The 22,289-nt window shown below is 56.4% G+C and carries 20 protein-coding genes and 1 tRNA gene; 10 read left to right on the top strand and 11 right to left on the bottom strand.

What is annotated here, in order from left to right:
* Positions 1-62: 62 nt before the first annotated feature.
* The 5 genes from acpS to rpoZ form a co-directional block, all read right to left on the bottom strand.
* Positions 63-467, bottom strand: coding sequence for a holo-ACP synthase (acpS, locus tag CPJ18_RS13675; protein ID WP_077122256.1), 405 nt, complete (start codon positions 465-467; stop codon positions 63-65).
* A complete protein-coding gene (locus tag CPJ18_RS13670; RefSeq protein ID WP_103658928.1) occupies positions 464-1,042 on the bottom strand; it encodes a DUF2062 domain-containing protein in 579 nt (192 codons plus the stop codon). Before CPJ18_RS13670 ends, acpS begins: the two co-directional genes overlap by 4 nt.
* A 144-nt stretch (positions 1,043-1,186) precedes the next feature.
* Positions 1,187-1,333 (bottom strand): DUF3563 domain-containing protein, encoded by a 147-nt coding sequence (locus CPJ18_RS13665; RefSeq protein ID WP_077106133.1) that lies wholly within the window; start codon positions 1,331-1,333, stop codon positions 1,187-1,189.
* 187 nt (positions 1,334-1,520) lie between these two features.
* Positions 1,521-3,755: a RelA/SpoT family protein gene (locus tag CPJ18_RS13660; protein WP_077106134.1), complete on the bottom strand. Its 2,235-nt coding sequence runs from the start codon at positions 3,753-3,755 to the stop codon at positions 1,521-1,523.
* Between the two features lie 138 nt (positions 3,756-3,893).
* Entirely contained in the window at positions 3,894-4,286 is a 393-nt protein-coding gene (gene rpoZ, locus CPJ18_RS13655) for a DNA-directed RNA polymerase subunit omega (protein ID WP_077122258.1), read from the bottom strand.
* A gap of 282 nt (positions 4,287-4,568) precedes the next feature.
* On the opposite strand from rpoZ, the gene CPJ18_RS13650 reads away from it, so the two are divergent.
* The 3 genes from CPJ18_RS13650 (at position 4,569) to CPJ18_RS13640 (ending at position 9,068) form a co-directional block, all read left to right on the top strand.
* Entirely contained in the window at positions 4,569-5,141 is a 573-nt protein-coding gene (locus CPJ18_RS13650; RefSeq protein WP_045231782.1) for a LabA-like NYN domain-containing protein, read from the top strand.
* 173 nt (positions 5,142-5,314) lie between these two features.
* Entirely contained in the window at positions 5,315-6,811 is a 1,497-nt protein-coding gene (locus CPJ18_RS13645; RefSeq protein ID WP_103658927.1) for a methyl-accepting chemotaxis protein, read from the top strand.
* A gap of 220 nt (positions 6,812-7,031) precedes the next feature.
* Complete coding sequence (locus tag CPJ18_RS13640) at positions 7,032-9,068, top strand: GAF domain-containing protein (RefSeq protein ID WP_103587590.1); 2,037 nt, start codon at positions 7,032-7,034, stop codon at positions 9,066-9,068.
* A gap of 36 nt (positions 9,069-9,104) precedes the next feature.
* On the opposite strand, the gene smpB is transcribed toward CPJ18_RS13640, so the two are convergent.
* On the bottom strand, positions 9,105-9,587 hold the full coding sequence (gene smpB, locus CPJ18_RS13635; RefSeq protein ID WP_077122261.1) for an SsrA-binding protein SmpB: 483 nt from the start codon (positions 9,585-9,587) through the stop codon (positions 9,105-9,107).
* Between the two features lie 108 nt (positions 9,588-9,695).
* Positions 9,696-10,580, bottom strand: coding sequence for a 4-hydroxy-tetrahydrodipicolinate synthase (gene dapA / locus CPJ18_RS13630; RefSeq protein ID WP_103659136.1), 885 nt, complete (start codon positions 10,578-10,580; stop codon positions 9,696-9,698).
* 347 nt (positions 10,581-10,927) lie between these two features.
* On the opposite strand from dapA, the gene CPJ18_RS13625 reads away from it, so the two are divergent.
* Positions 10,928-13,000, top strand: a complete 2,073-nt coding sequence (locus CPJ18_RS13625; RefSeq protein ID WP_153366637.1) for a lytic transglycosylase domain-containing protein — start codon at positions 10,928-10,930, stop codon at positions 12,998-13,000.
* A 157-nt stretch (positions 13,001-13,157) separates the two neighbouring features.
* Here the strand turns inward: CPJ18_RS13625 and CPJ18_RS13620 are convergent, their stop codons facing one another.
* The gene (locus tag CPJ18_RS13620; RefSeq protein WP_103659134.1) at positions 13,158-14,198 is read right to left on the bottom strand and encodes a porin; all 1,041 of its coding nucleotides are present in this window, start codon (positions 14,196-14,198) and stop codon (positions 13,158-13,160) included.
* Between the two features lie 304 nt (positions 14,199-14,502).
* Positions 14,503-15,630, bottom strand: coding sequence for a porin (locus tag CPJ18_RS13615; protein WP_103658926.1), 1,128 nt, complete (start codon positions 15,628-15,630; stop codon positions 14,503-14,505).
* A 597-nt stretch (positions 15,631-16,227) separates the two neighbouring features.
* Between CPJ18_RS13615 and CPJ18_RS13605 the strand changes: the two genes are divergently transcribed.
* The 3 genes from CPJ18_RS13605 (at position 16,228) to CPJ18_RS26830 (ending at position 17,028) form a co-directional block, all read left to right on the top strand.
* Positions 16,228-16,318, top strand: a tRNA-Ser gene (locus CPJ18_RS13605).
* Positions 16,319-16,424: 106 nt separating this feature from the next.
* On the top strand, positions 16,425-16,775 hold the full coding sequence (locus tag CPJ18_RS13600) for a hypothetical protein (RefSeq protein ID WP_077106144.1): 351 nt from the start codon (positions 16,425-16,427) through the stop codon (positions 16,773-16,775).
* A gap of 76 nt (positions 16,776-16,851) precedes the next feature.
* Positions 16,852-17,028, top strand: a complete 177-nt coding sequence (locus tag CPJ18_RS26830; RefSeq protein ID WP_167397895.1) for a hypothetical protein — start codon at positions 16,852-16,854, stop codon at positions 17,026-17,028.
* Between the two features lie 6 nt (positions 17,029-17,034).
* On the opposite strand, the gene CPJ18_RS13595 is transcribed toward CPJ18_RS26830, so the two are convergent.
* Positions 17,035-17,829 (bottom strand): aldolase/citrate lyase family protein, encoded by a 795-nt coding sequence (locus tag CPJ18_RS13595; RefSeq protein WP_103658924.1) that lies wholly within the window; start codon positions 17,827-17,829, stop codon positions 17,035-17,037.
* Between the two features lie 11 nt (positions 17,830-17,840).
* Complete coding sequence (locus tag CPJ18_RS13590) at positions 17,841-19,058, bottom strand: NAD(P)/FAD-dependent oxidoreductase (RefSeq protein WP_103658923.1); 1,218 nt, start codon at positions 19,056-19,058, stop codon at positions 17,841-17,843.
* Between the two features lie 281 nt (positions 19,059-19,339).
* On the opposite strand from CPJ18_RS13590, the gene CPJ18_RS13585 reads away from it, so the two are divergent.
* The 3 genes from CPJ18_RS13585 to CPJ18_RS13575 all read left to right on the top strand — a co-directional run bounded on the left by CPJ18_RS13585 (position 19,340) and on the right by CPJ18_RS13575 (position 22,288).
* The gene (locus CPJ18_RS13585) at positions 19,340-19,693 is read left to right on the top strand and encodes a hypothetical protein (RefSeq protein ID WP_103658921.1); all 354 of its coding nucleotides are present in this window, start codon (positions 19,340-19,342) and stop codon (positions 19,691-19,693) included.
* 135 nt (positions 19,694-19,828) lie between these two features.
* Positions 19,829-20,941 carry a pyridoxal phosphate-dependent aminotransferase gene (locus CPJ18_RS13580; RefSeq protein ID WP_103658919.1) on the top strand — a complete coding sequence of 371 codons (1,113 nt, stop codon included), beginning with the start codon at positions 19,829-19,831 and terminating at the stop codon, positions 20,939-20,941.
* 171 nt (positions 20,942-21,112) lie between these two features.
* On the top strand, positions 21,113-22,288 hold the full coding sequence (locus CPJ18_RS13575) for a DNA cytosine methyltransferase (RefSeq protein ID WP_103658917.1): 1,176 nt from the start codon (positions 21,113-21,115) through the stop codon (positions 22,286-22,288).
* Position 22,289: the final 1 nt, after the last annotated feature.

The raw sequence follows: 22,289 nt of genomic DNA, 5'->3' as shown, positions 1-22,289 counted from the left end.
AAAGGGAAGCGGTTCCATCATGTGCAATGGGGCTAAAACCGATACAACGGCGCAATTCGACGTTATTTAGCGGTTGGAAGCGCCTCGATGATCACAAACGCCTGCGCGTAAGGAAATTCATCGGTGATGGTAAGGTGGATAACCGCCTCATGTCCGGCGGGCAAAAGTTTAGCGAGACGCTCCGCTGCGCCATTGGTCAGCCGCATTGTCGGCTTGCCGCTGGGCAGGTTCACGACACCCATGTCTTTCCAGAAAACGCCCTGCGCCAGCCCTGTCCCCAAAGCCTTGGAACAGGCCTCCTTGGCAGCGAAACGCTTGGCGTAAGACGCCGCGCGGTTCTTGCGGCCATCGGACTTCTTCTGCTCGACGTCGGTAAAGCAGCGATGGGTGAACCGATCGCCGAAGCGTGAAATGGAGGTTTCGATCCGTCTGATATCGATGAGGTCGCTGCCCATGCCTATGATCATTCGGTAACACCCAAAGCGGATTTACGGTCGGCTATCTGCTGCGCCAGCATCTGATGCTTTTGCGCCCTGAACCCGCGAATGACGGCGTAAACGCTGAAATAGGCGACGATGGCAGAGAGCGCGCCGGGAATGATGGCACCTATGGTCATCGGCTCCAGCACCGGGGCCCAGAGATGCAGGAAGTTCATGTGGCTGAACATGGCGGCAAAATCGACCTGTGAGGACGCGCTATCGCTGTTGCGCCCGAGGATGACATGACCGAGTTCCCATGTCGCCGCCCAGATGAGCGGGAATGTCAGTGGATTTGCGAATGTCGTGCCGAGGGCTGCGGCGACCAGATTGGCGCGCAGGATAAAGGCGAGAGCCATGGCGATGATGATGTGAACGCCCAGAAACGGCGTCCATGCGACTGCCACACCCACCGCAACACCCGCCGCCACGGAGTAAGGAGATGCCGACAGCCGCACGAGCCTCAGCTTCAGATAACGAAGCGAACGGCGAAAGCCCATGCTCGGCCACAGAACGGCGCGCAGTCTTTCAAGGTGTCCAACGGGTTTACGGCGACGAAACGGCATACGGGGAACTTATTGCATCGTTTCGATTACGCCAAGGGCGAAACCACAGCTGAAACTCAAAGAGCGCATTTGGCGTATATCGCACGCCGTCTCATATGCGCTCAATCACATCCCATACCGGCATGGCCGGTATGCGTTTTTGCATTACTTGCGGAACATGCCACGATCGACTTCACGCTGGCGGAATTCCAGGTCGATGCGCGATACGGAATCGCTCAAGTAATCGAATTCACGTTCCTGAGTGGTCTTGCCACGAACGGCACGGGCGATCTTGCGGAGCGGTCCAAACATCTTCGTTTCCTTTTCAGATACATCGGCCACTTCATCGGTCTATACCGGCTGGCCGCTTGCTTGCTCTTGATTTCTGAAGCTGAAAATAGTCCCGTTTGGTGCCTTTGACTACAGACAGGACAAGGCCGCTGCCATGCGCTGAACGCATAACGGCGGCCTTGATGGTCGTTTTCTGAGCAAATATGCCTTAATCGAAGGCACGTTTGACCGTGGACACGCAGTCCAGGTCCTTCATCTGCGATAAAAGCTGGTTGAGCTGTCGCAAATCCCACACTTCGATGTCGAGGGCCAATTCGGAAAAGTCGGTGCCGATGCGCACCATGTTCAGTCCACGAATATTCACGTCCAGCGTTGCGATGGACTGCGCGACCGACGCCAGCGTGCCGGGTTCGTTGAGGGCATTGATCATGACGCGGGCCATAAACCGTGACTTGTTGGCCTCATCGAGATCCCAGCGCACATCGATCCAGCGTTCCGGCTCGTCATCGAAGCGCTGTAGCGCCGGCGACTGGATCGGATAGATGGTGATGCCCTTGCCTTTTTCCATGATGCCGACGATGCGGTCGCCCGGAACAGCGCCGGCTGCGCCGAAATGCACCTCGACATTGTCGGATAGACCACGGATAGGCAGCGGGTCAGGACCATCGATCACCTCGGCAGCACCGTCATCTTCTAGAACCGAGCGCGATTTGCCCGGTATCTTGAAAATCATGCCGGATGCGCTGCGCATGTTGAACCAGCCATCATCCCCGGTCATCTTCACGGTGACGCGCTCATCCTGATAATCGGGATAAACGGCACGCAGCACGTCAAGCGACGACACTTCACCGCGACCAACCGCTGCTATGGCGTCTTCGACATCCTTCTGCGCCAGGCGGTGAAGCACGGGCTTCAGCCCTTCGCGAGAGAACGGCTTGCCGGCACGCTCGAAGGTGCGCTCCAGAATACGGTAGCCGAGACCGGCATATTGTTTGCGAATGGCCATGCGGGTGGCACGGCGAATGGCGGAACGCGCCTTGCCGGTAACGACCACCTCTTCCCATGCGGCAGGCGGAACCTGCACACCGGAGCGGATGATCTCGACTTCGTCACCATTGTTCAACCGCGTCACCAGCGGCATGATCCGCCCATTGATCTTGGCACCGACGGTGGTGTCGCCGATATTGGTGTGAACGGCATAGGCGAAATCGATCGGCGTCGCGCCACGCGGCAACGCGATGAGCTTGCCTTTGGGCGTGAAGCAGAAGACCTGATCCTGGAAGAGTTCGAGCTTGGTGTGCTCCAGAAACTCCTCCGGGCTATCGCCATCCGCCAAAGCCTCGATGGTGTGGCGCAGCCAGGAATAGGCGTTGGATTCCGGCGACAGCACATCGCCATCGCGGATTTCGCCATCCTTGTAGAGCGAATGGGCAGCAATACCGTATTCGGCAATTTCGTGCATGCGCTTGGTGCGGATTTGCAGCTCGATACGCTGACGCGACGGGCCGACGATGGTGGTGTGAATGGAGCGATAGTCGTTCTGCTTCGGCGTCGAGATATAGTCCTTGAACCGACCCGGCACCACGCGCCAGCGGGTGTGCACGATGCCGAGCGCCCGATAGCAGGCGGGAAGATCCGGCACGAGAATGCGGAAGCCATAGACATCGGAAAGCTGTTCGAAAGACAGCGACTTCGACTGCATCTTGCGGAACACAGAATGCGGTTTCTTCTGCCGTCCTTTGACGTAAGCACCCTCGACCCCATTGGCGACAAGCAGTTCGCGCAATTCGTCTTCAATCTTCTTGACGAGGCCCTGGTTCTGTTCTTCCAGTGCTTGCAGACGCTTGGTGACCGTCTCGAATGCTTCCGGGTTTAGATAGCGGAACGAGAGGTCTTCCAGCTCGTCGCGCATGTCCTGCATGCCCATGCGGCCCGCAAGCGGCGCATAGATTTCCATGGTTTCTTCGGAAATCCGGCTGCGCTTGTCCTCCGGCATATGCTCCATGGTGCGCATATTGTGAAGGCGGTCGGCCAGCTTCACCAGGAGAACGCGCACGTCATCGGAAATCGCCAGCAAGAGCTTGCGCAGGTTTTCGGCCTGTTTGGCCTTTTTCGTAACAAGATCGAGCTTCTTGAGCTTTGTCAGCCCTTCCACGAGTCGACCGATATCTTCGCCGAACAGCTCATCGATCTCAGCGCGCGTGGCGCTGGTGTCTTCGATCGTGTCATGCAGCAGGGCAACCGCAATCGTCGATTCGTCGAGATGCATTTCGGTGAGGATGGCCGCGACTTCCAGCGGATGCGATATGTAGGGGTCGCCGTTGGCGCGCTTCTGCTGACCATGCTTCTGCATGGCATAGACATAGGCCTTGTTCAGCAAGGCCTCGTTGGCTTCAGGCTTGTATTTTTGAACCCGCTCAACGAGTTCGTACTGTCGCATCATGTATGGGATGCCCCGAAAAAGAAAGCGCGCCAATCGTTAGATCGGCGCACACTGCTGCATAATCTGGGTCCAGATTATGACGATAAAGCTTTACAGAGCGTAACCGGTAGTACCCTGCCCGGCCGCGCGTCGATAAAATCAATAATCGTCGTTCTTTTCCGGCGGCACAAGGCCTTCGATGCCGGCAAGAAGATCTTCTTCCGTCATCTGGTCGAAATTGACGGTCTCAGGCGCATCGTCGTCTTCCGCGTCGCTGGAACCGGCAGCCGCGATCGATACTGGATCGGGCTCTGGCTCGTCCACTTCAACATGCTTCTGCAGCGAGTGGATCAGGTCTTCCTTCAGGTCGTCAGGCGACAGCGTTTCGTCGGCGATTTCGCGCAGAGCAACGACAGGGTTCTTGTCGTTGTCGCGATCGATCGTGATCTGCGACCCCTGCGAAATCTGGCGCGCACGATGGCTGGCAAGAAGAACCAGTTCGAAACGGTTGTCTACTTTATCAATGCAATCTTCTACGGTGACACGGGCCATTGCCTGTCCTTTGCGGTCTTAATGTCGCGGATTACCCGTCCCGATACAGGTATTGACGAAAGATTTCAAGTTTTTCCTGACCTGCCCGTTTCCCAAGCACGCCTGCCCCCTAAAATCGTCAATTCGATTAAACTTTACACATAATTTTCCCAAGGGGCTGGACTGGCGAACCATGACGCTTATATGAATGCTTAATAATGTACCGTATGACGCGCTTATATTCGCTAACCGATACTGTTTAAATTATTGGCGGCCCGTTCGCCCAGGGAGGATTTTGTTTCCATGTTCGATCCACGCGAGAAAATTGCGCTCTTTATCGATGGTGCCAATCTTTATGCCGCCTCGAAAAGCCTCGGCTTCGATATCGACTACCGAAAGCTTCTGAAGGCCTTTCAGAAGCGTGGCTATCTGCTGCGCGCCTATTATTACACTGCCCTTATCGAAGATCAGGAATACTCATCGATTCGCCCGCTGATCGATTGGTTGGACTATAATGGTTACAAGGTTGTGACAAAGCCCGCCAAGGAATTCACCGACGCCATGGGTCGCCGCAAGATCAAGGGCAACATGGACATCGAGCTTGCTGTCGATGCCATGGAGCAGTCCGAGACGGTGGACCACCTTGTGCTGTTTTCGGGCGATGGCGATTTCACCACTCTGGTGGACGCGCTTCAGCGCCGAGGCCGCAAGGTTTCCGTCATCTCCACCATGTCGACTCAGCCACCGATGATTGCCGATGACCTGCGTCGTCAGGCCGATCACTTCATCGACCTGTTGTCGCTCAAGGCAGAAATCGGCCGCGACCCGAGCGAGCGTGCTCACCGTGTGGTCGAAAATACCGAGACCGTCGAGTAAACGTTTACATCGTGGCAATGATTGAAGCACGGGCACCTTTACGGTGCCCGTGCTTTTTTTGGTCTTGGCGTTCTGGCGGACCAAATTTAGCAGTTCATTAAGTATAAAAGTGTTCAGTAGACCCCTATTCGGCGCGGTGGGGATCGCGCCTTGCGAATTCAGGGGTTTACGGAATGACGGGACAAAAGAGCGGACATTATCTGAACGAGAGGCTTGATTTCATTGGCCTTGGTGCCGAGCAGAGGCGCGATCTAGCCGCGTTGAAGCCCGTCATAACCGCTTCCCTCGATGGCTCGCTGGACGCGTTCTACAAAAAAGCGAGAGCCGTCCCCGATACGGCGAAGTTCTTCGCGAATGAGGCCCACATCCAACATGCCAAAACCATGCAGGTCAAACATTGGTCCCGCATCGCTTCTGCGGCATTTGACAGCGAATACACCACGGCAGTCACCGCCATCGGGCGCACCCATGCGCGCCTTGGGCTTGAGCCGCGCTGGTACATTGGCGGCTACGCCCTTGTTCTCGAAGGCATTATCAAGGCCGTGGTCGAATCGCAGCTCAAAGGGTTCATGGTCGAGAAAAAGGGCAAAAAGGTCGCCAAGGACATCACCGTCGCGGTCAAGGCGGCTATGCTGGATATGGACTACTCGATTTCCGTCTATCTCGAAGCCCTTGCAGAAGAGCGCGCCAAATCAGAGCTTGAACAGGAGCGCATGAAGCAGGAACAGGAACACGTTCTGTCCTTGCTGAATACGGCGCTGAACCGCATGGCGCAGGGCGACATGACATCGCGTCTCGACGGCGACCTCGCCTCTGAATTCGATGGTTTGAAAAACAATTTCAACATGGCGCTCGGCAAACTTTCCGATGCCTTTTCCGAAATCATTGAGGAATCTCAAAAGATCTCGGACAACACCCGCGAACTGACTGCCTCGACCGACGACATGGCGCGCCGCACCGAACAGCAGGCAGCATCTCTCGAACAGACCGCGGCATCGCTGGAGCAAATCACCACCATTTCCAGACAGTCCGCTCAGCGCACGGAACAGGCGCGGGATATCGTCAAAAGCTCCGCCGAAGAGGCCGCGCGTTCCCGCCATATCGTGACGGAAACCGTGGAAGCGATGAGCGCCATCGAGCAGTCTTCACAAAAGATTGCCCAGATCGTCAGCGTTATCGATGAAATTGCCTTCCAGACGAACCTGCTGGCACTCAATGCCGGTGTCGAAGCTGCGCGTGCGGGGGAAGCAGGCAAAGGCTTTGCGGTTGTCGCTCAGGAAGTTCGCGAACTGGCGCAGCGTTCCGCCAATGCCGCCAAGGAAATCCGTGTTCTCATCGACAAATCGTCTCAGGATGTGACAACCGGTGTGTCGCTGGTCAGCCGCACGGGCGAAGCGTTGAACTCGATCGGTGAAAAGGTCGATCACATCCAAGACCATATTGGTGCCATTACCCAGGCTGTGCAGGAACAGGCCGTGGGCATCCGCGAAATCAACTCGGCCATCAGCAGCATGGACCAATTGACGCAGCAGAATGCCGCCATGGTGGAAGAAACCAACGCGGCCACCCATGGCTTGAGTGACGTCAGCAACAATCTCGCGGCTTTGGTCAGCCGTTTCAACGTGCAAAAGTCCATGCGCCATCAGCCTGCGATGTACCGCGCAGCCTGATGGTAAAACCGAAAGCGTCGAAGCAGTTTCGATAGGCTGCCAGACGCTTTCCGGGGCACCGATGCCACACTTCCACGACGACACGGTTTCGGCACTGGCGAAACTGAAGCGTTCACTGTTTTTTTCTTTTGGTAATGGTGCAAATTATTGTATCAAATGAATTAAATGATCGGCTGCTTCGAGCCGATGCGGCATCGACAGCTCCAGACCCAAAAGGCCCATGGAAGGTATTGTTTCTAAAGAACAGCGTCGGTTAGCCGCACTCGAGAGCTACAATATCCTCGATACGCCGCGCGAGCAGGATTTTGACGACATTGCCCAGCTTGCATCCACGATTTGCGGCACGCCTATTGCTGTCGTCAATTTGATTGGTGATGGCAGGCAGTTTTTCAAAGCCGAAGTGGGTTTGGGCGTCCGCGAAACGCCTCTGGACAGTTCATTCTGCGCAAGAGCTATTCTGGAGCAGGATTTCATGGTCGTCCCGGACGCCACGAAAGACCCGCGCTTCGACCATAATCCGCTTGTTACCGGCCAGCCGCATATTCGTTTTTATGCGGGCGCCCTTTTGAAATCCGACGATGGTCTGCCCATCGGAACCGTCTGCGCGCTCGGCTACGAAGCGAAAGAGCTGACGGAGGTTCAGAAGACATCCCTTCAAGCGCTTGCCCGTCAGGTCATGTCACAGCTGGAGTTGCGACGAACCTTGCACGCAATGTCCTATGATCTCATGCTCGAGCGTCGCCTCTCGGCAAAACGGCAGGTCCGCGCAAGCAAGGTCGGGGCCAAAGCGGAAGCGTTGCGCGTCAAGGATGAGCGGTCAAAAGCCGCGCATGATGCAGGCCGCATCGGCATTTTCGAGGTCGATATCGAAACCGACGAGATGATCGTGTCGGATGAATTCTGCCGGATTTTCGGCGTGCCGGAACAGCCGCACTATAAGGCGTCCGTGTTCCAGAACCTCATCGTCGATGGTGACAGAAAAACGGCATCTGAAACGTCCAGCCGAGGCACGGCCAGCGCGCCTTTGAGCGTCGAATACCGGGTGCGGCGTGGCAACGACCAGCGTGTACGTTGGGTGGCGCGGCGCGCGCAGTTCATTGAAGATGAACGCGGCAAACCGGTGAAAATGATCGGTGTTGTCATCGACATCACCGATTCCAAGCGCAAAGACGCACGAATTGCCGCCCTGCTGACGCTCGGAGACAGACTGCGCGTGGGCAAGACCGTGCAGGACATCTCCCGGATAACCTCGGAAATTCTGGCCGAGGGTCTCGGGGTCAACCGCTCAGGATATGCAACGATAAACAGCGCGACGGATAGTTTGTTTGTCGAGTTCAACTGGCTCGCATCCGGCGCAACATCCATTGCCGGTCACCATGCGCTGAACCTTTTTCAGGCAACGACCAAGCGCCTGGAAATTGGCGATACGCTGGCCGTCCCCAACATCAATGCCGCCAGCTGGCTCGACAGCGATGCGGAGGCCTATGCGGCGATCGGCGTGCGTTCCTTCGTCCAGGTTCCCATCATCGATAGGGGCGCACTGGTCGGCGTGCTGTTCGCACATGATTCGAAACCGCGTTTCTGGAGCAAGCTGGAACTCGATTTTGCCTGGGGCGTCGCCGATCGTGCCTATGCGGCCATCGCCAGGCTGAACGCGGAATCCGAACAACGCATCCTCAATCAGGAACTCAGCCACCGGCTCAAGAACACACTGTCCATCGTGCAGGCCATTGCCGCGCAGACACTGAAAAACGTGACCGAAAGAGATGCGGTTGCGGCATTCAACGGCCGACTTCAGGCGCTGAGCTCAGCCCATGACGTTCTGCTTCAGCAATCATGGTCGACTGCGCGGCTGCGTGAAGTCATCGGCAGGGTCATGCATCTTCACGCGGGGGACGGCAAGGTTATCATGTCCGGCCCGGAGGTTCCGCTTGGTCCGAAAGCCGGCCTGTCTCTATCTCTGCTGCTGCATGAGCTTGGCACCAATGCCATCAAATACGGTGCGCTCTCGTCAGATACCGGCGTTGTCGACATCAGCTGGCACGTGTCAGACGATTCGGAAAAACCGATTTTGACGTTGAAATGGGAAGAAAAGGGTGGCCCGCCCGCCGCAGAGCCAAAGCGCAGAGGCTTCGGTTCGCGCCTTATCCGCATGGGAATTGCCGGAACCGGTGACGTGGAAAAGAACTTCACGGAAAGCGGCTTGATCGCGACGTTCCGTGCGCCGCTGTCACTCGTCATGGAGCTGGGTGAATAGCCACCCAGCGATTCCGCTTCTTCAGACTTTCCGTGATCAGCTAGCGCTGCCTTTGAGAAGACGCGATTTCTGGCGGTTCCAGTCGCGTTCCTTCTCCGTCTCACGCTTGTCGTGGAGCTTCTTACCCTTGGCGATGGCAAGCTCAAGCTTCGCCCGACCTTTTTCGTTGAAGTAAATCTTCAACGGAACGAGCGTCATGCCCTCACGATTGATGCCGATCCGCATGCGATGGATTTCACGCTTGGACAGAAGCAGCTTGCGGCGACGGCGTGGCTCATGGTTGAAACGGTTGGCCTGCAGATATTCAGGCAGGTGCGAATTGATCAGCCATATCTCGCCATTCTCGTCAGACGCATAGGATTCGGCGATATTCGCCTTGCCTTCGCGCAGGGCTTTAACCTCAGTGCCAGTCAAAGCGATGCCAGCCTCGTATGTATCGAGGATTTCATAGTTGAAGCGGGCCTTGCGGTTTTCCGCAACGACCTTGTTCACGACGCGCTGACTGCCTTTGGGGGCCATTTTTCAATCCGTTTCATTCTCCCGCAAACTATCTGCGGCTTGGCCTCTATGTAGTGACAAGAGTGCCAAAAGTGAAGATGCGCCGTTGCCAGCGCATCTTGGTCTCTCTCAGTTGATCAAACCGGCATGCTTCAAAGCCGCATCGATGGCGGCTTCCGTTGCCGGTTCCAGCGTGTCCATCAGCGGCGAGCGCACCTTGCGGCTGACATTGCGGGTGCGCGACAGCGCATATTTCGTGCCGCAGACGCCAGGCTCCAGGAAAATCGCTCTGTGCAACGGCATCAGACGGTCCTGAAATTCCAGCGCCAGCGCGTAATTGCCGGCCAGCATTGCCGCCTGGAAATCCGCACAAAGGCGTGGCGCGACATTGGCCGTAACGGAAATGCAGCCGACGCCGCCATGTGCGTTAAAGCCAAGTGCCGTGCCATCTTCACCCGAAAGCTGAATGAAGTCCTTGCCGCAGGTGATGCGCTGCTCGGACACACGATCCAGCTTGCCGGTCGCGTCCTTCACACCGACGATGTTCTTATGCGCCTTGACCAGCGCACCCATGGTTTCCGGCATCATATCGATGACGGAACGCGGCGGGATGTTGTAGATGACGATCGGCAGCGTCACGGCTTCGGCAATGGCCGAAAAATGCGCGAACAAGCCCTTTTGGGTCGGCTTGTTGTAGTAGGGCGTGACGACCAGCAGCGCATCCGCGCCCACTTCCTGCGCATGCAGGCCAAGCTCTATCGCTTCTCTGGTGTTATTGGAGCCAGCGCCGGCAATGACCGGAACCCGTTTGCCCGCCGTTTCCACGCACAGTTCAACGACCCGTTTATGCTCGTCATGAGACAGGGTCGGAGATTCCCCTGTTGTTCCGACGGGCACGAGGCCACTGCTGCCTTCAGCAATCTGCCACTCCACATGGGCGGCAAACGCTGTTTCGTCCACAGCACCTTGCGCGGTGAACGGCGTAATGAGGGCGGGAATGGATCCCTTGAACATGCAAAACTCCTTGCGGTGAGCCAGTCCATGCTTCAGCCGCATTCCATGATTAAAACGATGTCACATTAGAGTGGGGCCACGCCACCGACAAGCTGTTTACAGCGCCTTTTTGAACCGGAAATGCAAATATTTGCAGCGTTCAAGGCAAAGCCGGAGTGACATCCGGCAAGGGCTGCCAAAGCCGTCGTGCAGAGTTTCGCCTGACTGAAAATTGATCGAATGCGAGGCTTTGGTTTAAGGTTTCGTTAATGCTGAAAGTTACTAATGGAAGGTATGTTATCTGCCGTGAGGCTTGAACGAAAACTTGGAACGGCGCTGACAGTCCTTCCGAAGTCGCGGGTAAAAGCATGAAGAAAACAGCTTTGGGCTTGGTGGCAGCGGGTCTGGCCGCAACTGTTTGGAGTGCATGGGCGGGTCCGTCTTCGGACAACCTTATGCCCCTGCCCTTCGTCAAGCCGAACGCGCCGACATCCGCGGCCTTTCCGCTTGCCAATCAAGAGGTGACCGGTTCCATCATTCGCCCGAACACGCCGCTCGACGTTTCCGATTTGAAAGCCGGCCTCGACGCGCTGTCCAGCCGGGATGCGCTGCGCGCCATTTCCATTCGCAACAGCTTGCCCACCACGAACCTCGACCGTCATATTCTCACCTGGGCAATCGCCATTTCCGGCCAGCGCGACGTGGCCTCCAGTGAAATTGCGACCGCACAACGCGAGTTGACGGGGTGGCCGGGAACTACCACTTTCCGCGCCAATGCTGAGCGCGCCCTGCTACGGGAAAACCCGCCGGCTGCGCAAATCTTCGCCTATTTCGCTAACGCAACGCCAGAAACCCCGGAGGGTACGATTGCCCTGGCGCAGGCCATGAACGGCTCGGGCAATGCCGCGCAGGCACAAAAGCTGATCCAGCAATTGTGGGTCAGCGAAGGCATGGACACGGGTCTGGAAGATCGAGTCATCGGCCAGTTCTCCGGCTTTCTCTCTGCCGCCGATCACAAGGCGCGGATGGATTTTCTGATGTATCGCAGCCGCGTCAGCCAGGCGAAACGCTTTGCTGATCTGGGCAAGGCGCTACCGCTCTATGATGCCTGGGCTGCCGTTTTGCAAAGAACGAAAAATGCGTCCACTGCATTGAATGCGGTCAGCGGCCCGATGCGCAACGATCCGGCCTATCTTTTTGCGCGCATTGAGAACCTGCGCCATCAGCAGAAATATGAGGATGCGGCCAAGCTTCTGGCGCAGGCACCAACGGATCAGGCTAAACTCGTCAACCCAGGCGAATGGTGGAACGAGCGCCGGATCGTGGCACGTGGTCTGGCAGACCTTGGTGATTTCAGCCAAGCATATCTCATCACGGCCAATCATTCGGCGACATCGCCAGTCGATATTGCCGATGCGGAATTCCATGCGGGCTGGTATGCGTTGCGCGCCTTGCAAGACCCGGCCGCTGCCGCCAAACATTTCAACAGGCTTCTGGAAACATCGAACCGCCCGCTTTCCGCTTCCCGCGCCTATTACTGGTTGGGACGTGCGGCCGAAGCCGGTGGCCCGGGCGATGCGCATGACTATTTCACAAAAGCCGCCGCCCATCCCGGCACATTTTACGGTCAGCTTGCCGCAGCGCGAATCGGCACCACGACGATCAATGTCACCTACCCCTCCCCGACGGACAGTGACCGGCAGCATTTTGCGGACCGCGAAGCCGTGCGCGCCATTGAGCGGCTGGAAGCTGCCGGCTATAGTTGGCGCGCCGATGGGCTTTACCGGGCCTTGGCCGAACAGATCGACAGCCCCGGTGAACTCGCGATCCTCGCGACGCGCGCGGAAAAGAACAACAATCATCAGGTTTCCCTGCAGATCGGCAAAACCGCTTTCGGACGCGGCATCGATGCGGCGGCGCTTGCCTACCCGATCGGCGTCATACCCGGCACGGCCAACATTTCCGGCTCCGGCATGGCATTGGCCTATGCGATTGCACGACAGGAAAGCGCCTTCAACCCAGCCGCAGTCTCCCCCGCAAACGCCCGCGGCCTGTTGCAACTTCTGCCCGGCACGGCAAAGGGCGTCGCCAGCCGTCACGGCATGGATTTCACCCAGGCCAAGTTGACGACCGATGCCGGTTATAACGCCACCCTCGGCGCACATTATCTCGGCGAGCAAATCGACAGCTTCGGTGGCTCCTACATCCTCACCTTTGTGGCCTACAATGCAGGACCAAAACGCGTCCCCGAATGGATCGGCCGATACGGCGACCCCCGCGGCAAACCCATCGATGACGTGGTAGACTGGATCGAACGCATCCCCTTCCCCGAAACCCGCAACTATGTTCAGCGGGTGATGGAGAACTACCAGATCTACAAGACACGCCTTGGTCAGAAGGCCGATATTGTATCGGATTTGCGCGATGGCCGTTCGGGGTGAGTTAAACGTAGATTGCAGGAAGTACAAAAGCGCCGTCTTAACGGCGCTTTTTCTTTACCCAATGTAACATGCAAAGACCGGCCGCCACGCAGCGACCCAAATACAAAAAGCCCGGCTCAAAAGCCGGGCTTTCCTAACCAACCGAAGTCAGATCAGATTAGAACGTACGCTGAAGACGAACGAAACCAGTGACCTGGTCGTTATTGTTGTCTTCGTCGTAGTAGTTTGCAGTGATCTTGGTAGCAAGACCGTCAGTGATCTTGTAGTCGACGGTCAGACCAGCCGTCCAAGCATCGTTGGAGCTGAAGTCGGCGTTTGGCGAAATGCCTGCACCATAGATCGCGCCGTCAAGACCGCGAGGACCTACGTTGCCAAGGTACTCAGCAGCAGGCGTGATCGTCAGCTTGTCTGTTGCCTTGATTGCGTATTCAGCAGCAACGGCCCATTCGGACACTGCGTAGTAAGATGTCGCACCGGAAGCCCAGACGCCGGAAAGACCGAGTGTGCCAGGACCGATGTCAGCAAACAGGATACCACGGATGGCACCATCTTCGAGGTCTGTATCATAGCTACCGACGATCGTTGCGCTTACTGCGCCGAACTTCGCAGCAACAACACCAGTGATACCAACGTTGTTGTCACGTGTAGAAAGCGTGCCTTCAAGTTCGTCAACAGACAGAGTGGCCGAGAAAGAGCCAGCGTCGTATGTGTAACGAATAGAGTTGAACAGCGTATTGGTGGACAGGATGTCCGTTTCGCCGTTCAGGTCGTTATCCCATTCGCTGTAAACCTTACCAACGGTCAGACCGCCGAGAGAGATGAAGGCCTGGTCAACAAATACGGAAGAGGAAGCAGCCGAACCGTTTTCAGCGTTGCCACGGAAGCCGATGAAGCCGCGCAGAGCGCCGAGTTCTGTGTCTGTCTTTGTATCAACTTCGAACTGAGCGCGTGTGAAGGAGTTCCAATCGGAAGTGCCAGACTCGTCACGACCAAAATCGGTCTGGAAACGAACGTAACCGCCGAACTTCAAGCAAGTTTCAGTGCCAGGAATGTAGAAGAAGCCTGTGCCGAAAGCGTCGCAAACGCGAACGTATTCAAGTGGCTCAGGCTCTGCAGCGACGATAGCGTCGGCAGCCTGTGCGCCAGATACTGCTGCGAGAGCGGCAGCGGAGCCGATCAAAAGGCTCTTAATGTTCATGATGACCTCCAAGTCAAGTGATGGGAAACAGCGGGTGGGAGTTTGCTGCTCTTGAAATTGATTAAAGCCAGAACAGGCGAGTCGTGCAATCTTGAACACACAGATTTGGCATCAATGACAAACCGTTGCCGCCGCGCTGTTGCAACTTCGCCACAAATCGGCCCCGAGTCGGTCTAAGTGTTAATGGCGTCTTAATTCTCGATCACTCAATGGCGATGATGTTTTCACATGAACAAGCATCAAAGAAACGAAAAAACCCGGCTCGAAAGCCGGGTTTTCCATCACTAACAAAAGTTAGATCAGATTAGAACGTGCGCTGAAGACGAACGAAGCCGTTAACCTGGTCGTCGCGGTTGTCTTCGTCGTAGTAGTTAACTGCAACCTTAGCGGAGAGGCCCTGTGTGATTTTGTAATCAACAGTTACGCCAGCCTGCCATGCATCGCGGTTCGAGAAGTCATCGCCACGACGAGCTGTGCCTGTTGGAACGAACGCGGTACCAGCAGCATTGAGGCCACCGAGAACGATCGTATCAGCAACGTTGCCGAAGTACTGACCGCCTGGAGTGATTGTCAGCTTGTCAGTTGCCTTGATTGCGTATTCAGCAGCAACAGCCCATTCAGAGTTTGAGTAGTAAGCGTTACCGCCGGATGCCCAAACGCCAGCCAGACCAAGCGTGCCAGGACCGATGTCAGCAGTACCGATCAGGCGAACTGCGCCTTCTTCCTGGTCAACGTCATAGCCGCCGATCAGCTGAAGTGTTGCGCCGCCGAGCTTGGCACCAACGCCAGCAGAGATACCGACGTTGTTGTCAGCTTCTGTGGAGAATACGCCGAACGTACCAGCAGGAACCGTTACAGTACCAACCTGGCGAGCGAGCTGCGAGTTCAGGCCTTCAAGTTCGTCAACCGAAACGCCAGCCCAGAAAGAGCCTGCATCGTAGGTATAACGAATCGAGTTGAACAGAGTGTTCGTGGACAGAACGTCAGATTCGCCAGAGAGACCATCGTCCCACCAGTTGTAGAACTTACCAACCTTCAGGCCGCCGAGTTCGATGAACGCCTGGTCAACGAATACGGAAGAAGAAGCAGCAGAACCGTTGTCAGCATTGCCACGGAAGCCGATGAAGCCACGCAGAGCGCCGAGTTCGGTGTCTGTCTTTGTGTCAACTTCGAACTGAGCGCGTGTGAACGAGTCCCAGTCAGACGTGCCAGAAAGGTCACGACCGAAGTTAGTCTGGAAACGAACGTAACCGCCGAACTTCAGGCAGGTTTCGGTGCCAGGAATGTAGAAGAAGCCTGTGCCGAAAGCGTCGCAAACGCGAACGTATTCAAGTGGCTCTGGCTCAGCAGCGACGATAGCGTCGGCAGCCTGTGCGCCAGATACTGCTGCGAGAGCTGCAGCGGAGCCGATCAAAAGGCTCTTAATGTTCATGTTGACCTCCAGTCAAGTTTCAAAAGGGTCTGGGTTCTTAAGCTGAAGGACAGCATTCCCTGCCCCATTCCCGTGTTCTTGAAAACGGACGATCCACCGCCGCGCTTCCGTTGTTGAAAATACGTATGCTGGCCGCTCTTGCAATCGACAATGCCTGATATGACAGCTTTATCCGTCTGCTTCATTTCACTATGTTGCCAAAAACACACATTCGGTTCAGCGAACTGGGTCAAAAGTTTACAAAACATTAAAAAATCCCTTTTGAATCCGCCACTTAAAACAGAATAGATGAAACTGCCGACGCAGCCACGTGTTCAGCCAACGGCCGAAACCCCGCATTCTCTGGCCTTTGGTTTATGTCTGAGTGCACGTTCCGCCACTACTGCTGATCTCGATTTGGGCAACAACAGTCATGCGGCGCATCCATTCGCTAGAGAATCGTCGTCTCTCGATTCGTCATCATTCGAATCGAAGTCCTCACCTTTCTCTCCAATGAAGCCTTCCATCCGTGGAAAACATTCAAATGAGAGGTCTTTTTCGTCTCTTTATAGAAAAGGCCTTGCATTCGATTTTTTTACACAATAATCAGGCGGCACCGGAGAGGTGGCCGAGTGGTCGAAGGCGCTCCCCTGCTAAGGGAGTATACGTCAAAAGCGTATCGTGGGTTCGAATCCCATCCTCTCCGCCATCTAGACAATTTTCCACCCCCCCCCAAAAAATCATTATCGCTGCACTGCGGAACATTCGTTCGCCTACTGCGTTACCACCTCGGAAACAGCAAGAGGTGATTTCAGATGGCTCAGACCAAATTGAATGTTGTCGAAGATACAGTTGAGAATCAGATTGCGGAGCTGCGTTCGCAGATTTCGTCATTGTCCAAATCCGTTTCGGCACGTGCCGGTACGCTTTCGAACGATGCTTCGGAATTCGTAGACGAAGCCAGTGGCCGTCTTCAGCGTGCAGCACAGACTGCCGCACAGACGGTAAAGGTTCAGGGCCACAATGTGGTCGAAGCCGTCAAGGAAAACCCCGGCACAGCAACATCCGTGCTGACAGTCGTCGGAGCGCTTGGCTTTGCACTGGGCTATTTCGTTGCGACAGCGGCGAACGAGCAGAAGAGCAGCAGCATTTATCGCTGGCGCTAAATTTTTATTACCATTCAGATGGGGCAAGGAGATGCGTTCTCCTTGCCCCATTTGTTGTTCGACAGGGAGATGGACTATGAACTTTACCCATGAAATCGAGACTGCTCTTGCGGCGTATTCGCAGGAGATGAATCTCGGGCGCGATGAGGCGATCCAGCGGATTCTGAGGGAGTGGCTTGTACGCGAAGGCTTTTTGTTTTCCGGCGAGGAAGGCATTCACCCTGCAAAGCTGAATGCCAGCAATGATGACTGAGACGAATCAGTAGCTGGAAGCCTTGTTGCTCGTGCCACCCTTATATCGCGCGCATAGTGACTTCAGTGCGCTTGAGAACTCCGTGACATCGGCACCAACGGCCACGAATGTCGCGCCGAGTTCGAGATAGCGCTTATTGAAGGTCTCATTAAAGGTCAAAATGCCAGCGGCCTTACCTGAAGCCACGATCTTGCGAATCGCCGCCTCTATCGTGTCTTGGACCTCTTTTTCGTCGATGCGCCCGAGATATCCCATATCTGCCGCAAGATCGGCCGGGCCGATGAAAACGCCATCGATGCCATCCACCTTCAGAATATTGTCGAGATCAGCAATCGCGGCGCGGGTTTCCGCCTGCACCAGAAGGCAGACGCCGTCAGACGCGGTTTGCGAATAATTCTCGATCGTATCGAAACCGGATGCGCGGGCAACGGCTGCACCCATGCCGCGAATACCGCGCGGAGGATAATGCATGGCGGCGACCAGCGCCTTTGCCTGATCTGCCGAATCGACCATCGGCACCAGCAGGGTGCGCGCGCCGGCATCCAGCATCTGCTTGATGATCCAGCTTTCGCCTGTGGGCACACGCACGACAGGCTCTGCGGAGGATGTCGAGAGGGCGCGCAATTGGTCGATGATGCTGCGCAGATCGTTCGGCCCGTGTTCACCGTCGATCACCAGCCAGTCGAAACCGGCGGTTCCGGCAATTTCGGCGGTAATCGCCTCACCCATGTCCAGCCACAGGCCGATTTGCGGCTTGCCGTGCTGGATGGCGGTCTTGAAGCGGTTTTCAGATGCGGGCATCGGGCAGTCCTTTACGCGAGCAACAGTTTCAGGTCGGCGGAATGATCTTCGAGGACCGCACGGTTGGGCTCCTTGCCCGTATCCAGCAGCTTCTTTCCACTGACATAGGCCTTTGCATCGTTGATAGCATCCACCGCGATGAAGCGGCCTTGACGGAAATACCAGACAGAGTAGCTGCCTTCCCGCTGGCCGGGCCTTAACAGGGTTTCGTCGTAACCCATGTTGAAACCGGCGATTTGCAGCTTCACATCATACTGATCAGACCAGAACCACGGCTTGGGATGATAAGGCTGCTCATCGCCGGCAAGGATAAGGGCTGCGGCCTCGGCCTGGTCCACCGCGTTCTGCACCGATTCCAGCCGGACGTTTGCGCCGTTCATGGGCAACAGCGCGCAATCGCCTATGGCGTGGATGTCTGGATCGGACGTGCGGGTGAACGCGTCGACCAGAATGCCATTGCCGATATCCAGACCTGATTCGCGCGCCAACCGGTCATTCGGCAAAACGCCGATGCCGACAATGACGACGTCCACGTCAAGCACCGTACCATCGGAAAGCTCGGCGGCGCTGACCTGCCCATCCGTACCGATGAGCCGCGTAAGGCCGGTTTTTTCGCGAATGGAAACGCCGCGTGCGCGGTGAATATCGCGCATGATGCTGGCGGTTTCGCTCGATGCCACGCGCTGCAATATCCGCTCGGCCATTTCGATCAGCGTGACGTCTAGGCCAAGCTGCCGGGCAACGGCCGCCGCTTCCAGCCCGATGTAACCACCGCCGATGACCAGCAAACGGCGTCCGGGCTGCATTTCCGCCATCAACCGGTCGGCGTCTCTTTTGTCACGTACGGTCAAGACACCGTCGAGATCTCCGCCGACACCTGCGGGCAGTTCACGCGGGGCCGCACCCGTTGCCAGCGCCAGCTTGTCGTAGGACAGCGTGCTGCCATCCTGCATGCGCACGGTCTTGGCTGTCCGGTCTATCTCTTCCACCCAGGTGGAAAGCCGCAGTTCGACATTGTTTTCCGCAAACCACTCCGGACCACGAAATTCCAAGCGGTCGAAACTCATCTCGCCCATCAGGTATTTTTTGGAAAGCGGCGGCCTCTGGTAGGGCGCAACATCTTCAGAACCGATGATGGTGATGGGCCGCTCGTCTTTCAGCGCGCGCAATTTCGCGGCAAGAGCAAAGGCGGCCTGGCCCGCGCCAACGATGACGAGTGTGCCTGCCATTCTGCTGCTCCATCATTCCATAAGATGGCAAAGGCGTAATGCTAAGTACGCCACGCGTCAACCATCTTGGGCGGCATGCAGGCCCGCTGAGGTGACGACAAATCAGTTTTACGCAACCTTCTGTCTATAAACACGTTTCACCTCGCGAGTTCGGTTTGACGGCACAAAACGCTGTGGCAAAACAGGCCAGAAATGGTCAGATTTTATCGTTTCCATTCAGCGTTTGGCAATGAAGCGGGCGTATGATTCTATTCTGAACAGAAGGCAATCGGGAGGTTGTCATGGCACTCAACGTAAATATCAATGCAAACGATGCCGTTCCACATGATGAGATGTACGAGAAGTACTCGCTCGATCGTCCCGGCAAGATCACATTCATCGGCCATCACCTCAGCGCCAAGAACACAATGCGCTGCCTGATCAGAAAAATCTCGCTCTACGGTGCCGATATAGAAGTGAGTCCGCATCTGGAAATGCCGACCAACTTCTATCTCGAAGTCCTGGGGATTCGTGACGAAATAGGCTGCACCCTGATCCGCCGGGAAGAGGAACAGGCGACGGTCGGTTTCAACATGCTGATTGATGCCGAGTTTCTGCATCACATCCGGCGCTTGAGCTTCGAAACGGCGGTATAATCAAACGCCCGGATATCTTTGCTGCGGCAAAGAAACCCTTTCACAACGGAAGCATTTGTTGCAGCCCGCCTTGCGCGGGCCAATTTTGATTATATTGTGAGGCGGTTCTTCCAACGGATTCCGGAACCCTCTGAAATGTCCGCATTTTCGCGTTTTACGTCGCTCGCCGCTTCGCTTCCTTCCTCAGTGCCGTTCGTCGGCCCAGAGGCTATCGAGCGCAACCGCAAGCTCACCGTCAAAGCGCGAATCGGTGCGAATGAGAGCGGGTTCGGCCCGGCACCTTCTGTCATTGAGGCAATGAAGCAGGCGGCGTCCGAGACATGGATGTATGCCGATCCTGAAAACTTCGAGTTGCGGGAAGCGCTTGCCATTCATCACGGCATTTCGCGCGATAATATTGCCATCGGCAACGGCGTGGACGGCCTTCTGGGCGAGATCGTGCGGCTGGTGGTGGAGCCAGGCACGCCGGTCGTAACCTCCTTCGGCGGTTACCCCACCTTCAATTATCATGTGAACGGTTTTGGCGGACGGCTGGTGACGACGCCCTATCTGGACGATCATGAAAATCTGGACGGCTTGCTGGACATCGTCAAAAAGGAAAACGCACCGCTGGTGTACTTCGCCAACCCTGACAATCCGATGGGAAGCTGGTGGGAGGCAAGCGAGGTTCTGACATTCGCAAAAGCCCTGCCGGACAGCTGCCTTCTGGTGCTGGACGAAGCCTATTGCGAAACCGCGCCGGAAAGTGCTGTCCCCAGCGTCCGCGCCATGATTGGCATGCCGAACGTGCTGCGCATGCGCACCTTCTCCAAGGCCTACGGGCTGGCCGGCGCGCGCGTGGGCTATGCCATCGGCACACTCGGCAATGCGCAAGCCTTCGACAAGATCCGCAATCACTTCGGAATGCCCCGCGTTTCGGTTGCTGCCGCGCTGGCAGCGCTGAAGGATCAGGTCTACCTGCGCGACGTCGTCAAACGCATCGCCAACGCCCGCGAACGCATCTCCACCATCGCCCGCCAGAATGGCCTATCGCCCCTGCCCTCTGCGACGAACTTCGTCACGATCGATTGCCACAAGGACAGCGCCTACGCCAAATCCATCGTTGATGGGCTGATGGACCACGGCGTCTTCATTCGTATGCCTGGCGTCGAGCCTCTGAACCGCTGCATTCGTGTCAGCGCAGCACCCGACAGCAAGCTGGATCTGTTTGCAGAGGCGTTGCCGAAGGTGTTGAAAGCGCTGGAGTAATGGTGCTCCGCTCACGCTTGAAACTCACATCATATCCAACGGCGGAAAAGAACTTTCGCGCGGCCAAGAATGGCGGTTGCAGCTTGCGGCGAAAGCATGCTAAAAGGGAACAAACCAGAAACGAAACCGGCCGTCGACGCGGAGATACGCATTTGAACCGCGAGGTATTTCATGTCTGAGCGTTTTTCTTTCTACGAGTTCTTCGCTGGCGGTGGAATGGTGCGGGCGGGGTTGGGTGCTGACTGGCGCTGCGATTTCGCCAATGACTTCGATGGAAAAAAAGGCCTGACCTATCAGGACAATTGGGGTACCGGCGGCGAACTGTGCGTGGGTGATGTTCGCTCGGTCAAGTCCTCCAGCCTTGCCGGAATTGCGGACCTCGCATGGGGCTCGTTTCCCTGCCAGGACTTGTCGCTGGCTGGCGGCGGTGCCGGTCTGCGCGGCGAGCGCTCCGGGACGTTTTACCCTTTCTGGGATATTATGAATGGCCTGATCAGCGAAGGCAGAGGGCCGAAACTGATTGCGCTCGAAAATGTTTGTGGAACGCTGACCTCCCACAAGGGAGACGATTTCAAAGTTATCTGCGAAACCTTTTCAAAGGCAGGCTACCGTCATGGTGCCGTCGTGATCGATGCGAAAGCCTTTCTGCCGCAATCCAGACCCCGGCTTTTCGTTATCGGTGTCCGCAATGATGTTACCATTGCCGAGACGCTCGTGGCACCGGGTCCGACGCAGACGTTCCATACACGCGGGCTGCAAAATGCCTATCAGCGCTTAGACGCGAAGGCCCGCAAGAACTGGGTGTGGTGGAACCTGCCATTGCCCGCTATCCGCACCACGACATTCTCCGACATCATTGAAGAGAGCCCGACGGATGTGGAGTGGAACACGTCCAAGCAGACGGAAAAGCTGCTGGCCTCCATGTCCCTGGTCAACATCGCCAAGGTCGAGGCCGCAAAGCGCGCTGACCGTCGCATGGTTGGTGGCGTTTATAAACGCACCAGACCAGAAGCAAATGGTCGCGTCGTGAGAGCAGAAGTTCGGTTTGACGATATTTCAGGCTGCCTCAGAACGCCCAATGGTGGATCGTCCAGACAGACGATCCTCGTTGTCGATGGAGATATGGTCCGCTCACGCCTCATCTCCGCGCGCGAGACGGCGCGATTGATGGGGCTGAGCGAAAGCTACCGCCTTCCGCGACGCTATAATGAGGCCTATCATCTGACAGGCGATGGTGTGGCGGTCCCGGTCGTGCGCTATCTCGCCCACCACATTTTCGAGCCGATCATCAGCGGACAGCGTGATTCGATACCGACATCCCTGTCGGACGCGGGCAGGATCGCCTGAT

The organism is Agrobacterium rosae (assembly GCF_002915175.1).
Taxonomy (GTDB): Bacteria; Pseudomonadota; Alphaproteobacteria; order Rhizobiales; family Rhizobiaceae; genus Agrobacterium; species Agrobacterium rosae.
Note: the sequence above shows the minus strand (reverse complement) of the source record. Positions and strands in the feature narration are given on the sequence as shown.